This is a genomic window from Streptomyces sp. 150FB, from assembly GCF_000818195.1.
Lineage (GTDB): Bacteria > Actinomycetota > Actinomycetes > Streptomycetales > Streptomycetaceae > Streptomyces.
Genome location: NZ_JTHL01000001.1, coordinates 8,068,805 through 8,083,824 on the forward strand (window position 1 = coordinate 8,068,805; position 15,020 = coordinate 8,083,824).

At 70.9% G+C, this 15,020-nt stretch carries 9 protein-coding genes; all 9 read left to right on the top strand.

What is annotated here, in order from left to right; genetic code table 11:
* A partial coding sequence (locus QR77_RS34650; protein WP_150130479.1) for a non-ribosomal peptide synthetase occupies nt 1-4,562 on the top strand: 4,562 nt, incomplete at its 5' end.
* Nucleotides 4,559-7,342 carry a non-ribosomal peptide synthetase gene (locus tag QR77_RS47110; RefSeq protein ID WP_052489278.1) on the top strand — a complete coding sequence of 928 codons (2,784 nt, stop codon included), beginning with the start codon at nt 4,559-4,561 and terminating at the stop codon, nt 7,340-7,342. The genes QR77_RS34650 and QR77_RS47110, both read left to right, overlap by 4 nt.
* Nucleotides 7,343-7,374: 32 nt before the next feature.
* Nucleotides 7,375-8,949, top strand: a complete 1,575-nt coding sequence (locus tag QR77_RS34660) for an AMP-binding protein (protein ID WP_040025974.1) — start codon at nt 7,375-7,377, stop codon at nt 8,947-8,949.
* Nucleotides 8,950-9,046: 97 nt separating this feature from the next.
* The gene (locus QR77_RS34665) at nt 9,047-10,039 is read left to right on the top strand and encodes an LLM class flavin-dependent oxidoreductase (protein WP_052489279.1); all 993 of its coding nucleotides are present in this window, start codon (nt 9,047-9,049) and stop codon (nt 10,037-10,039) included.
* A 4-nt stretch (nt 10,040-10,043) separates the two neighbouring features.
* Nucleotides 10,044-10,838 carry an alpha/beta fold hydrolase gene (locus QR77_RS34670; RefSeq protein ID WP_040025975.1) on the top strand — a complete coding sequence of 265 codons (795 nt, stop codon included), beginning with the start codon at nt 10,044-10,046 and terminating at the stop codon, nt 10,836-10,838.
* Nucleotides 10,839-11,281: 443 nt separating this feature from the next.
* The gene (locus QR77_RS34675) at nt 11,282-12,025 is read left to right on the top strand and encodes an SGNH/GDSL hydrolase family protein (protein WP_040025976.1); all 744 of its coding nucleotides are present in this window, start codon (nt 11,282-11,284) and stop codon (nt 12,023-12,025) included.
* 127 nt (nt 12,026-12,152) lie between these two features.
* Nucleotides 12,153-13,466 carry a glycoside hydrolase family 71/99-like protein gene (locus QR77_RS34680; protein WP_040025977.1) on the top strand — a complete coding sequence of 438 codons (1,314 nt, stop codon included), beginning with the start codon at nt 12,153-12,155 and terminating at the stop codon, nt 13,464-13,466.
* A gap of 576 nt (nt 13,467-14,042) precedes the next feature.
* The gene (locus QR77_RS49485; RefSeq protein ID WP_052489280.1) at nt 14,043-14,504 is read left to right on the top strand and encodes a hypothetical protein; all 462 of its coding nucleotides are present in this window, start codon (nt 14,043-14,045) and stop codon (nt 14,502-14,504) included.
* A 215-nt stretch (nt 14,505-14,719) separates the two neighbouring features.
* Nucleotides 14,720-15,020: hypothetical protein (locus tag QR77_RS47115; protein ID WP_201778847.1), on the top strand; the 301-nt coding region annotated here is incomplete at its 3' end.

Below are 15,020 nucleotides of genomic sequence, written 5' to 3' on the forward strand. Positions count from 1 at the left end.
CCGCCGACAAGCCCGACACGGCGCAGCGTCTGGACCGCCGCGCCGCCGAGCTGGCCGACCTGTCGGCCGACGCCGACCGCTGGCCGTCCTTCGGGCGTCAGGCCCCGGGCGATCCGTACGCCGCCGGAGTCCTCCCGGTCGATGTTCCGGCTCCGCTGGCCGAGGCCGTCCGCACGGTCGCGGCTGCGGAGCGCGCCACGCCGTTCATGGTCTGGCTCACCGCGCTGTCCGTCCTGATCCAGCGCATGTCGGGCCACGGGGAAGCGGTCCTCGGCACCGTCGTCGGCCGCCGCGACGCCGCCTCGCGCGACACCGCCGGATTCATCACCAACCAGGCCGCGCTGCGTGTCCGTCTGTCGGCCGACACGACCTGGCGCGACGCGCTGCGCGTGGCCCGCGAGGCGACGCTGTCGGCCTTCGACGACGCCGACATCCCGTTCCGCCGGGTGGTCGAGCGCCTCGCCCCGGCCCGCCGCCCCGATACGCACCCGCTGTTCCAAGTGCTGCTCGGTGGCCGCCAGCCGCTGGACCCCCCGGCCACCGTCGGCCCCCTGACGGTCGAGGCGACCGAACACCTCTCACACCGCTCCCTGTACGACGTCGAACTCCAACTCGCCGACCTGCCCACGGGAATGCCGGGTTACCTGCGCTACCGGACAGCCGTGCTGGATTCCTCGACGGCCGCCGCCGTCGTGGCCGGCTTCGTCCGCCTTCTCGAAACCCTGACGTCCTCGCCCGACAGCCCGATAGCCGCGACGGAGTGGCCCGCCGAACTCGGTGTTCCCGCCAAGGCCGACCATGGGGCCGCCGAGCCGGCCGCCGGCCGGAGCATCGAGGCCGACCGCCGCCGTACCGCGAAGCGCCGCCCCGCCGACATCCCTCGCCGTCAGCCGTCCAACCCGACGCAACTGCGTGTCGCGGAGGTCTGGCGAACCGTTCTGGAGCAGGTGCCGCCCGGCATCGACGACGACTTCTTCGCCGTCGGCGGCCATTCGCTCAGCGCGGTCCGGGTCGCCTCCCTGCTGGCCTCCGAGTTCAGCCTGCCCATCACGGCCCGTGCCCTGTTCGACCATCCGACCGTCGCCGAAGTGTCAGCGTTCCTCGACGGCTGGGCCGCGTCCGCCGCCGGGCGCACCGATACGACGGCACCGGCCGTACGCGCGTCGGCCGGGCACGCACCGGTCCTGCACGCATCGGCCGCGCCCGTCGAAGTGACCGAGCGTACGGAAGCGGGCGCACCGCTGTCCGCGACCCAACGGCGCATGTGGCTCCTGTCGCAGCTCTACCCCGGCAACGCCGTCTACAACTTGCCGTACGCCTTCCGCGTCAGCGGCGACCTCGACGCCCCCACCCTCGAAGCGGCGCTCAACGACCTCGTCGCCCGCCACGAGGCCCTGCGTACCGTCGTCGATGTCCACGACGAACAGGCGCGACAGCGCGTGCTGCCCGCCCTCGCGGTGAGCCTGGCCGTCGAAGAACCCGGAGAATCCGGAGGACCCGAAGACCCCGAAGACCCCGAAGACCCCGAAGCCGCCGAGCCCGGCGGCACCGCTCCCGCCGACCTGGCGGCCTGGGTCGTCGACCGGATCGACGCCGAGGCCCGGGCGCCCTTCGACCTGTCCGCCGGCCCGCTGATCCGCGCGCGCCTCATCGCGCCGGGCACCCCGTCGGCCGCGCTTGTCGTGACCGCGCATCACATCGCGTGCGACGGCTGGAGCCTGGAGCTGCTGTTCGCCGAACTGGCGGAGCTCTACACCGCCCGCACCGAGAACCGTCCCAGCACCACACTGGCGCCGGCGATCCAGTTCATGGACTTCGCCGCCTGGCAGTCCGAGCAGTTGACCGGTGCGCACCGCGAGCGGCTCGCCGACTACTGGCGCGGCGAACTCGAAGGCGCCCCCACGCTCCTGGACCTTCCCACCGACCGGACCCGGCCCGCACAGCGCAGGACGGACGGTGCGATGGTCGAATTCGCCTGGCCGGCGGATGTGGAGGAGCAGGTCGCCGAGTTCTCCCGGCGGCACGGCGTCACCGCTTACGCGACGCTGCTGGCCGCCTTCGCCTCGGTCGTCCACCGGCACACCGGCCGCGACGACCTGCTCATCGGCGCGCCCGTCGCCAACCGCGTCCGCCCGGAGTTCGCCAAGACCGTCGGCTGCTTCGTCAACCTGGTGCCGCTGCGCCTGCGCGTCGCGGGGGACACCACCTTCGTCGCCCTGGCGCGCGCCGCCCACCGCACCATCAGCCAGGCGCAGGAACACCAGGACCTCCCGTTCGAGGACCTCGTCGCGCTGCTGCGTCCGGACCGGGACCCCAGCTACGACCCCGTCGTACAGCTCTTGTTCGTCCTCCAGGACGTCGACACCGCCCTCAGCCTGCCCGGGGCGGACCTCGCTCCGCTGCCCGCGCACGGCGGAGGCTCGATCCAGGATCTGTGCGTCATCCTCCAGCACGCCGGGGCGGCGGCCGGAGGCGGCTTCCTCGGCACCGCCGAATTCAACACCAGCCTCTACGGCGCGGACACCGTGAACCGCTTCCTCGGCCATCTGAGCACCCTGCTCCAAGCCGCGCTGTCCGCGCCGGACACGGCCGTCGCCGACCTGGACCTGCTGACCCACGACGAGCTCGCCCAGCTCGACCGCTGGACCGACACCGGCCTGCCCGCGCCACTGGCCGAGGATGTCCCGGCCCTGTTCGAGCGCTGGGCGGACCGGGCGCCGGAGCGGCTCGCCGTCGTCGGCGCCGAAGGCGAGCTCAGCTACGCCGAACTCGAAGCGCGAGCCAACCGGCTGGCCCACCACCTCGCCGAGATCGGCGTCGGACCCGGGACGGCTGTGGGTGTCGCGCTGGACCGCTGCCAGGACCTGCCGGTCGCGTTCCTGGGCGTACTCAAGGCAGGCGCGGTCCACGTCCCGCTGGACACCGGCTATCCGGCCGAGCGGCTGGCCCTCATGATGGACGACACCGAGGTCAAGGCCCTGATCACCCGGGCCGGCCGCGCCGAGCCGCCCGGCGCCGACCGCCTGCCGGTGATCTGCCTCGGCGGCCCCGACGACCCGCTCGGCCGGTATCCGGACACCCGGCCGGCCCGGAACACCGGGCCGCGCGACCCGGCGTACATCGTCTTCACTTCCGGCTCCACCGGTCAGCCCAAGGGTGTCGCGATCCACCACCGCGGCGTGGTCAACTCCGCCCACGCCGAGCTGGAGTTCGTCGACCCGGAGTCGCCGGACACCGTGATCCAGTTCTCCTCGCCGAGCTTCGACGGCTCCGTCCTGGACTTCACGTTCGCCTTCGCGCACGGCGGACGGCTGTGTGTCGTGCCCCGCGACCGTATGCTGCCCGGCCCCGACCTGGCCGAGACCGTCCGCCGCTACCAGGTGACGGCGGCGTTCCTGCCGCCGTCCGCGCTCGCCGTGATGCGGCCGGACGACGTGCCGGGACTGCGCACCATCCTGGTCGGCGGCGAGGCGTTCCCGCCGGAGCTGGGCCCTTTGTGGGCGCCGAACCGCCGGCTCTTCAACATCTACGGCCCCACCGAGACCACCATCTGGTGCACGCACACACTCCTGGACGGCACCGAGCGCCGGCCGACGATCGGCACCTCGGTTCCCGGCACCACCGCGTACGTCCTGGACGAGCGCCTGCGTGTCGTGCCGGTCGGCGTCCCCGGCGAGCTGTGCATCGGCGGCCTCGGCGTGGGTCTTGGCTATGTGCGCCGACCCGAGTTGACGGCCCGTCAGTTCCCGCTGGACCCGTACGCGACCGAGCCCGGCGCACACCTCTACCGCACCGGCGACCTGGTGCGCCGCCTGCCCGACGGCAACCTCGACTACCTGGGCCGCATCGACCGGCAGGTGAAGGTCCGCGGCCACCGGGTCGAACTGCCCGAGATCGAGGCCCGTCTGGAGCGGATCACCGGCGTCGGGCGCGGTGTCGTCACGGCGCGCCGCGACCGGTCGGGGCCCGGGCCGCTGCGCCTGATCGCGTACGTCTCGCCCGCCGCTCCGCTCGGCGTCGCCGATCTGGACCCGTCCGCGCTGCGGCGGCAGTTGGCCCAGAACCTGCCGGAGTACATGGTGCCCGCCGTGATCGTGCCGCTGGCCGAGTTCCCGCTCAACGGCAACGGCAAGATCGACCACGCGAAGCTGCCGGAGCCGCCGCGCGACCGGAACGCCGGAGCCACTCGCGTCGCACCGGTGTCGCGTCTGGAGCGGGAGATCGCAGCCGTCTGGTGCGAGTTCCTCGGCCTCGACGAGGTCGGCACGCACGACAACTTCTTCGAGATCGGCGGCGACTCACTGATGCTGGCCCGGGTCAGGACCCGGCTGACGCAGGTGCTGGCCCGGGACATCGCCGCGCTCCAGCTCTTCACCCATCCGACCGTGCACGACCTGGCCGCGGCGCTCTTGGACGACACGCCCCGGGCCACGGCGGCGGCCCCGGTCGCGCCGGTCCAGTCGGGCAGGCCCGGAGGGCGAAGCGCGCTGCTGGCGAGATCGCGACGCGCCACCGCCACCGCCACCGCCGGCCGCGACGACGAGGGGAAGGTGACCCGATGAACGCCTCCCCTTCGGCGACTCCGGCGACGGCTCCGGCCACCGGCGCATCGGCGTCGCAGGTCTCCGACGCCGTACGCGCTGCGCTGCTCGACCGGCTGCGCGGCGCACCGCCCGCCACCACATGGCCCGCCGACCGCGGCGTACCGCATCCCCCGCCCGGACAACGGCGTTCGACGCTGGAGTTCGAGATCCCGGGCGACCTCGCCGACGGCCTCGCGGCCGTAGCGCGGGAGCAGGACGTTCCGGTGCTCGCGACGCTGGCCGCCGGGCTGCACGCGCTGCTGTACCGGGTCGCCGCGCCCTGGGAGAACGCCGGGGTCGAGGAGATCGTGGTCGGTGCCGGGCGGGACGGTTCCTGGGCACCGCTGCGGCAGTCCCTCGATCCGGACACCGCGTTCTCGGACCTCGCCCTGCGGGCCGCCGCCGATCTGCGGGACGCGGCCGGCGGGGAGTTCGTGACCGGTGGGCCGGCCGGTGAGCAGGCCGGTGAGCCGGCCGGTGAGCGAGCAGGCATCGCCTGGGAGGAGTGCTGCCGGGCCGCCGTCCTGATCGGCGGCGGCGAGCTTCCGCTCGATCTCGTGTTCACCTTCGACACCGAGAACGGGCGTCGTGGCTCGCTGGAATATGACGGCCCGCGGTATGCGCAGGACACGGCCGAGCGCATCGTCGCGGGCTACATCGAGCTGCTGCGCGCGGCGACCCGCGACGTGAAGACGCCGATCGGCCTGCTGCCTCTGGTGCCGGCGCCGACGCTGAATCCCGCCGCCGAGGCGGTCGGGATGTCCGGCGCGGACGAGTGGGACGTCACCGCGCACGAGCTGTTCGACCGCGCCGCCGCGAGATATCCCGAGGCCCAGGCGCTGCGTTGGGACGGCGGCGAGATGACGTACGCGGAGCTGAAGGCCGCCGCCGACCGGTGCGCGGGACGGATCGGCACCGCACGCGCCGTCGCGCTGTCCGGGCCGCGCTGCCCCGAACTGATCGTCGCACTGCTGGCGATCCTCAAGAGCGGAGCCGGATATGTGCCGCTCGATTCGGCGTATCCCCGCGAGCGCCTCGACTTCATGCTCACCGACAGCCGCGCCGACGTCCTGATCGGCCCGGCCGGAATCGACGGTGCGCTCACCGTTCCCGAAGGTGTCCGCGTCATCGATCTGTACGACATGCTCATGGACGCGCCGAGCCTGCCGGCGGATCCGCGGCCCGCGCCGCGCACCCCGACCACCACCGCGGACCTCTGCTACGTCATCTACACCTCAGGCTCGACCGGTCTGCCCAAGGGCGTCGGCATGCCGCACCGGCCGCTCGCTTCCATGCTGGACTGGCAGTTCCGGCGCTCGGGGGCCGGCCCCGGCTGGAACACCCTCCAGTTCGCGGCGTTCAGCTTCGACGTCGCGTTCCAGGAGATGTTCGCCACCTGGGGCACCGGCGGCACCCTGGTGCTGATAACCGACGAGGTCCGCCGCGATCCGGACCGGCTGGCCGACTGGCTGACCGAGCAGAGCGTGCATCGACTGTTCCTGCCCTTCGTCGCCCTTCAGCAGCTCGCCGAGGCATCCTCGAACTCCGGCCGCTACCCCGCGGCCCTGCGCGAGGTCATCACGGCGGGGGAGCAACTGCACGTCAGCCCGGCCGTACGCGAGTTCTTCCACCGCACCGGCGCGTCGCTGGAGAATCAGTACGGCCCGTCGGAAACCCATGTCGTCACCGCCGAGCGCTTGTCCGCCGACCCGGCCGACTGGCCGGAGCTGCCGGCGGTCGGAAGCCCGATCGACCGCGCGGTGGTGGAGATCCTCGACGACCGGTTGCAACCCCTGCCGGACGGGGTACCCGGCGAGGTCTGCGTCTCCGGCGTACCGCTGGCCGACGGGTACCTGGGCCGGCCCGACCTGACTGCCGAGCGCTTCGCGGTCCGCGTTCCGGCCGCTGGACCCGCCGGACCCGCCAGGCCCGTTGATGCTCAGTACGCTCGGGACACCCCTGAGCCGAGCGGGGTCCGGACCTACCGTACGGGCGACTTCGGAACCCGGCTCCCCGACGGCCGGATCCAGTGCCTCGGCCGCCGCGACGGGCAGGTCAAGATCCGTGGCTTCCGGGTCGAACTCGGCGAGGTCGAGGCGCAGATCCTGACTCAGGACGGGCTGGCCGAGGCCGTGGTAGTCGTCCGGGAGGGGGCGTCGGACAAGCAGATCGTCGCCTATTACCTTCTCGCCGAGGGCTGCGATGTCCCACCGCGTACGCTGCGCGGCGATCTGGCGCGGATCCTGCCCGGGCACATGGTGCCGTTCGCCTGCGTCCCCGTCACCGCGCTGCCGCTGACCCCCAGCGGCAAGGTCGATCGGCGCACGCTGGCCGCGCGCCCGCTGCCCGAAGACCTCGACGCCGCGTACGAGGCCGTGCTCGACGAGCGCGGCACGGCCGAGGCGGCCGACGCCGTCCCGAGCGTCGGCGAAGCAGCCGACAACACGGCCAACGCGGCCGCCGAAGGTACCGCGTCCACGTCGCCGTTCGCGGAGCTGCTGGTCGAGATCTGGGCCGACGCCCTGGCCCGCGACGCCATCGGCGTCCACGCCGACCTGTTCGCCCTCGGCGCCGAATCGGCCACCGCACTGGAGGTCGCCTCGCAGTTGACGGAGATCTTCCGCCTGACCGTCCCGCCGCGCGTGCTGTTCGACCGGCCGACCGCCGCCGGGCAGGCCGCCTGGTTCGCCGCCCGCGACGCCGCCAACGACGGCCGCCTGGCCGACATCGCGCGGCTGCTCCTCGCCTACGAAGACTGAGACCGCCTCCACTTCTGACCGGGAAGGTCGACATGGACGACCACATCAGCACCCTTCACGACGTCTTCGCCGCCACGGCACGGCGCCACCCCGAGCTGCCGGCCGTCGAGCTGTCCGCGTCGTCGATCAGCTACGCCGAGCTGGAGCGCGCTGCCGAGGCGCTGGCCGAGAGCATCACCGCCGCACACGGCCGCGTCCGCTCGGTGGCCCTGCTGGCCGCGCGCAGCGGCGTCGCCTACGCCGGATATCTCGCGGCGCTGCGCCTGGGCGCGCAGGTCGTACCGCTGAACCTGAAGTATCCGCCGCGGCGCAACACCGCCATCTGCGAGCTGGCCGACGTCGATGTGATCATCGCCGACGCGTCCGGGCAGCAGTGGCTCGAACACTGCCCCTCCGGCACCAGGCCGGCGCGGCCGGTGCTGCCGCTCACCGACGAGGCGCTCCTGACCGCCGTCCCTGACGAGTCGTTGCCGCCGTCGTCCGCCGGCCCCGACGACATCGCCTACCTGCTGTTCACCTCCGGCTCCACCGGGCGGCCCAAGGGCGTGCCGATCCGGCACCGTAACGTCCTGGCATTCCTGGCGCACACCGTCCCCCGCTATGAGGTCGGTCCGGGCTGCCGCATGTCGCACACCTTCGACCTGACCTTCGACCTCTCGGTGTTCGACCTCTTCGTCACCTGGGGCGGCGGCGCGACACTGGTCGTGCCCGAAGCGGCCGAACTGCTGAGCTCGGTCGACTACGCGGTGAACCGGCGGCTCACACACTGGTTCTCGGTCCCCTCGGCGGTCTCGGCCGCCGCCGGACTCGGCGCCCTGCCAGGGGGCCGGGTCCCCGGGCTGCGCTACAGCGTGTTCTGCGGTGAGCAGTTCACCTACGCACAGGCCGAGGCATGGAGTGGATTCGCCTCCGAATCGGTCGTGGAGAACATCTACGGTCCGACCGAACTCACTTTGGCGTGCGCGGAGTTCCGCCTGCCGAAGGAGCGCGGGGACTGGCCGGAGACCGTGAACGACACGGTGCCGATCGGCGCCGTCTACCCGGGCCTGGAGTACGTCGTCACCGACGAAGGCGAGCTGTGCGTCCGCGGTCCGCAGCGTTTCGACGGCTACTTGGACCCGCGCGACAACATCAACCGGTTCCTCGGCCTCGACGACCAAGCCGGTCTCGACGGTCGGGCCGGCCACGATGACCAGGCCGGCGACGCGCTGAGCGAGGCGTACTACTACCGCACCGGCGACCGGGTACGCCGCGAGGACGACGGCACACTGGTCCACCTCGGCCGCCTCGACAACCAGGTCAAGATCCGCGGCTACCGGGTCGAACTCGGCGAATTCGAGGCCCTGTTGCGCCGCCACCCCGGCGTCCGGGAGGCCGTCGTCGTGCCGGTGCGGCACCGCGACGCCACCGAGCTGATGGCCTGCTACACCGGCGAGCCCGCCCGCGAGGCCGAGCTGCGCCGCACGCTGGCCGCGGGATTGCCGGTCCATCTGGTGCCGCACGTGTTCCTGCGCGTGGAATCCATGCCCCTCAACCCCAACGGCAAGATCGACCGCGCCATCGTGGCGAAGCTCGTCGCCGAGCAGGCCAAGCTCACACGGCCCTGAGCGGCGTGACCGGCCTGACCTGCCTGACCGCCCTGACCGGCCGGGAGCCCCGGCCCGAGTACAGCACCCCGAAAGCCGAAGAGAGGGATCGCGAACCGTGCTGACCGTCTATACAACGATGCCTTCCTGGCAGGATCGGACACCGCGGGAATACCGCAGCCGGGTCGTCGACGTGGCCCGCTGGACCGAACAGGCGGGCTTTCGCGGCGCGCTGATCTACACCGACAACACGCTCGTGGACGCCTGGGCCGCGGCGCAGCTCGCCATCGACAACACCGAGCGGTTCGTCCCCCTGGTCGCGGTCAACCCCCTGGACACCCATCCGTTCGCCGTCGCCAAGACGATCAGCACCCTGGGGTTCCTCTACGGGCGGCGCGTCGACCTGAACCTGGTCACCGGCGGATTCTCCAAACACCTGAGCGAGCTGGGCTGCGAACTCGGCCACCGCGAGCGCTACGACCGGCTGGCCGAATACGGCGAGATCATCAGGGAGTTGACGGCGGCGCCGACGACGGTGACGTACGCCGGCAAGTACTACACCCTGGACGCCGCCGTCGTCAGCCCGCCTGCCGACCCCGCCCTGGCACCGGACCTCTACGTGTCCGGGGCCTCCGACGACTGCCGCGAGGTCGCGCGGCTGCTCGGCGTGGACCGGCTGTCCTACCCGCACCAGATAGACAGCTACCAGAGCGACCGGCCGCTCGCCGGCTGCGGCGTGCGCCTCGGCGTCATCGCCCGCGACAACGCCGAAGAGGCGTGGCGGATCGCCCACGAGCGTTTCCCGTCGAGCGAGTCGGGGGAGAAGCTGCACGAATGGGCCGTCGGCAAGGTCGAGTCGCACTGGCACCTGAAACTCTCGCGCGACGCGCTGCGCTCGCACGAGCCGAAGGGGGTCTACTGGCTCTACCCGTTCCGGGCCTACCAGACGTTCTGCCCGTACCTGGTCGGGACCTACGCCGACGTCGGCGCGATGATCCAGCGGTACATCGCGCTCGGAGTGAGCACCCTGATCCTGGACGAAGTCGTGGAGCACGAGGACCTGCACCACACCACGACCGCCCTCAACCACGCCTACGCGCAGGCCGGGTGATCCGATGAGCACGCTGATCCACACCTCGTCAGAATGGCTTCGCGGCTACGACGAGCGGCTCGACGCCCAGGTCCGCATGGTCTGCTTTCCCCACGCCGGGGGATCGGCGGCCTTCTACCGGCCATGGCATCAGGGACTGCCGCGCCGGGTCGAACTGCACGCGGTGCAGTACCCGGGACGGGGCGAGCGCCGGACGGCACCGTTGGTCGACGACGTCCGGACCATGGCCGGACTCATCGTGGACGACCTGGCCCCGCTGCTCGACCGGCCGCTGGCCCTGTTCGGCCACAGCATGGGCGCCTTCGTCGCGTACGAGGCGGCGCGGATCCTCGACGAACGCGGCGCGCCGCCGGCGCACCTGTTCGTCTCGGGGCAGATCGCGCCGGGGGCTCCGGGCGATACGCGGAGCGGCACGGTCCAGACCCACAGCCGCCCCGACGCCGGCATCGCCGACGCCGACGACGAGGAGGTGGTCCGCCATCTGGGGCGCCTCGGCGGCACCGAGGCCGAACTCCTGGCCGACCCCGAGATGCGCGAGATCTTCCTGCCCTACATCCGCAACGACTTCCGGATGCTCCACTCCTACCGCCCGACGGCGGGTCAGCCGCTGACCACTCCGATCACGGCCCTCACCGGCGCCGACGACCCGATGGCCACCCCCGCCCTGGCGGCCGAGTGGCGGGACCTGACCTCCTCGCGGTTCGCCCTGGAGGTGTTCCCCGGCGGGCACTTCTTCCTGGTGTCGGAGCAGGCCGCGGTACTGGACTTCGTCGCCACGCGTCTGGCGGCGCGCCCTTAGCCCACTCCTTGACAGCCCGAGCCCAGCGACGCGGAGGTGACGTGTCGCTGGGCTCGGGCGTTCCTGGTGCCGTTCGAAGCCGGCGAGGACGTGCGGGGCGTTGGCCTTGCCCGCAACCGTCTGTAAAAGTATTTACCCTCCATGTCGGGGGAGTTGCCGCCGCGTAAGAAAGCGCTATCTTGAGGCACATGAAGTGATACCGCATACTCACACCGACCGTGCTGCGGCGCGTCATGGAAAGTCATTAAGGCTCCACCGCCAGGATCCCCAAAAACCCAGCTCCGCAAGGGTATTGACGCAGGACGGTCCGACGGCTTTGCATACAGCACACACCGGCTGCACATCGAAGGCCGGCGTTAGTAAGCGCTTGCCATATGGTGCCCTGCGAGCCGCAGTGCGCTGTGACCGCGGCCATCGTCCGTCGCGCCTTACCAGGGAGATTCATGAACCGAGCGTTCTCCAGACGCACGGCGCTCTTCGGCGGTGTTCTCGCTGCCGCCGAGGTCGTACTCGGCCGTACCGCCGCCGTCGCGAAGGTCCCGGGCGAGAGCAACGGCGGTGTGCGCGTCATGCCGCTCGGCGACTCCATCACCGACGGATACACCCCCTACCCCGGGGGCTACCGGGTCGAGTTGTGGCACCGCCTCGCGGTCGGCGGCTACACCGTCGACTTCGTCGGATCCCAGACCAACGGCCCCGCGGAGCTGGGCGATCACGACCACGAGGGCCACCCGGGCTGGCGCATCGACCAGTTGGACGCGAACCTCGACACGTGGCTGGGGCAGAGCGACCCCCGTACGATCATGCTGCTCATCGGCACCAACGACCTCAACCAGAACTACGACGTCGGCAACGCCCCGAACCGGCTGTCCGCGCTGATCGACCACATCCTGGCCGACAAGCCGCGGTCCGAACTCTTCGTGGCGACCGTGCCCCCGCAGCAGAACGGCACGCAGCAGGGCCGGGTCGTGACGTACAACGCGGCGATTCCCGCCGTGGTGGCCGCCAAGGGGCCACGCGTCCACCTGGTGAAAATGTACGACGCGCTGACGACGGCCGATCTCGCTGACGGCATTCACCCGACCCAGGCGGGCTACGGAAAGATGGCCGCGGTCTGGTACGACGCCCTGCGCTCCGTCCCCAACTGCCTGACACCGCTGCCCGCGAAGGCCTCGGCAGCACGATGAGCACAGCCCCCGGTGCTCTCGGGCGACGCCCCCGGGGAAGCGACGGTCTCCGGAAGCTGCGGCACCGCGCGCCGCCGCTCCGGGTCCCCCACAGACCCCCGCATTTGATTCGACCAGAGGAGCAGACATGAGCAAGCCATCACACTCGCGACGGAACTTCCTGCGCGGTACCGCCGCGGCGGGCGCCGGAGTGGGAGCGCTCTGGGCCGGACTCGGCAGCCTGTCCACGGCCGCGGCGGACCCCGCGCCCCAGCAGGACCCGAGTGCCGCCGCTGCCCAGCCCGGCGTCAAGGGCAAGGTGTACGCCGGCTACCAGGGATGGTTCGCCGCCGCGGGCGACGGCTCCCCGCTGAACAACTGGACCCACTGGGCCGCGGGCAAGCCGGCTCCCGGGAACCAGACGTTCGAGCTCTACCCGGACATCTCCGCCTACCCCGACAGCGCCCTCTTCCAGACCGGGTACGCCGCGCTGGGGAACGGCAAGCCGGCCAAGCTGTTCTCCTCGTACGCCACGGCGGTCATCGACCAGCACTTCCACTGGATGCAGCAGTACGGCATCGACGGCGCCGCCCTCCAGCGCTTCGGAAGTGACATCGCCGCCACCGGACAGCCCCGGCTCCAGCAGCGCAACGACATCCACGGAAAGGCACGGGACGCGGCGCAGAAGTACGGCCGCGGCTTCTACATCGAATACGACATCAGCGGCCTGAACGACGGCAACCTGGTCAGCGCGATCCAGAGCGACTGGACGAACACCGTCACCGGCTCGCTCCACCTGACCGATTCGCCGATGTACGCGCACGAGGGCGGCAAGCCGGTCGTCGAGCTGTGGGGCCTGGGTGTGTCCAACCGCGCCGGCACGTTGCAGGGCTGCCTGGACCTGATCAACTGGTTCAAGGGCAAAGGCGTGTACGTCATCGGCGGCGTGCCCCGCGGCTGGCGCACCGACGGCAACGCCAAACCGGGCTTCGCACCCGTCTACGCGGCCCTCAACATGGTCTCGCCGTGGAACACGGGCAACCCGACGGTCGACCAGAAACTGTTCAACGACGACTTCGCCCTGCTCAAGAGCCGTGGACAGGACTACCAGCCGGTGATCTACCCCGGGTTCGCATGGTCCAACTGGCATGTGGGCGAGGCCAAGAACCAGATTCCGCGCAAGGCGGGCAACTTCATGTGGCAGCAGGCCGTCGCCGTTCGCCAGAGCGGAACCAACTCGGCCTTCATCGCGATGTTCGACGAGTACGACGAAGGCACCGCCATCGCGCCGGCCGCGACGGACGCCTCCATGATCCCGACGAACCAGTACTTCCTGACGCTGGACGCCGACGGCACCCACGTCTCGTCCGACTTCTACCTGCGCCTCGCCGGCGCCGCCACGAAGATGATCAACGGCTCGACCGGAATCAGCACCACCGTCCCGATCCCGCCCACCACCTGACCCGCCGGCCGTGCCCCCCGGACGCCGTACGCACGGTGGAGAGGCCGGTACGGGGTGGACACCGGGATCGCCGCGACGGTCGCGGCGATCCCGAGGCCGGTGTTCCGCGCCGCGGAACAGGTCAGGGGAGAGGCAAGACGTTAGGGGACCGCGCCCCTTCGCTCGGGCGAAGGGGCGCGGTCCCCGTTCCCGCTTCTCATTCGACGGGCTCCCCGCTCGATCACCCCCTCCGCATTACGGCTAACGTCTGCCCTTCTCTTACGGACGGCCCAGGGGGCATGTATGGACGCGCGCACGAAGCGGTGGATGTCAGTGAGTACGGCGATAGTTGGCGGGGCACTTGTCGTGACCGGCTGTTCGGGCGCGGAGGGGAACGGTTCAACGGCGTCTCCGGCGAGGGCGACACCTTCAAGAACCTCCAGACCCCCGCTGACCGCGGCACAACTGAAGGCTCTCGCCTTCAAGGACAGCGAAGTACCGCAGAGCTACGACTCGCCGGTCCAGGATCCTGTTTCGGAGAGCGAGGGCTCGACCTTCCCGCCGGTTTCCGTTGCCTCGTGCCAAAGGGTTTTCGACGTGCTCGACGCGAAGACCAAGTTCGCCTCGACGGACCAGATCTTCAACTGGAAGGACAACGTTTTCGCGGGCGGCATCACGCTCGCTTCGTACGAGGGCGCGAAGGCGCAGGAGGCATTTCACCGGCTTCAGGACTCACTCAAGACCTGCAAGTCCTTCACCGGGGTCGCGTGGGCCGGGAAGTACCATGCCAAGGTCACCGTGGAGAACGCCCCTGACGTGGGGGACGAAGCCCTGAATTTTCACCTGATCTCGCCGGCGCAGATACCCGGAAAGAACGCGGTGAGGGACGACCACGTCGTTTTCGTCCGGGTCGGCGACGTCACGGCGAGCTTCGATGATCTGGCCGTGGGCCAGAAGGCGGAGTTTCCCAGCGACCTCATCAAGAAGCAGGTCGACCGGTTGAGCGGCGCGCAGGCAGCACATGGTGCGTTCGACGACGACCCAGCTTCGGCGTCCTGATCGTTCGTCGGATTCGATTCCTTCGACCAGGCGCACTCCGACAGTGCCCGCCAGGCGGCTGCCACCTGTGGGTACTTACAGCCAAAGTTAGGACTGTACGTCCTTATTTTCGGACGTTTAACCATGTTTGGGACTTAGGTGTGTCATTTGATCCTAAGGTGGTTGTTTGTCGGTCGGAGAATATCTCCGACCGCACAAAACGAAAGGCGTACCTCATGCGCTTCACGCGCACCACCGCCATTCCCCGCACCTTCCTGATCGCCACGATCGCCGTGGCCGGTCTCGTCACCACTCCCGCACTCGCTTCAGCGGCGGTCCAGGCCGACGCCGGTGGCGCCCGGATCCATCTCGGTCTCCCCGGTGGCAACGGCGCCCACGGTGTCGGGAGTCAGGGCGGCGTCGGTGGCATCGGCGGCACCGGTGGCGCCGCGGGGGCCAACGGCAACGGCGGCCTCGGCGGTTTCGGCGGGAACGGCAACGGCAGCGGCAGCGTGGGTGGCGCGGGCGGCGCCGGCG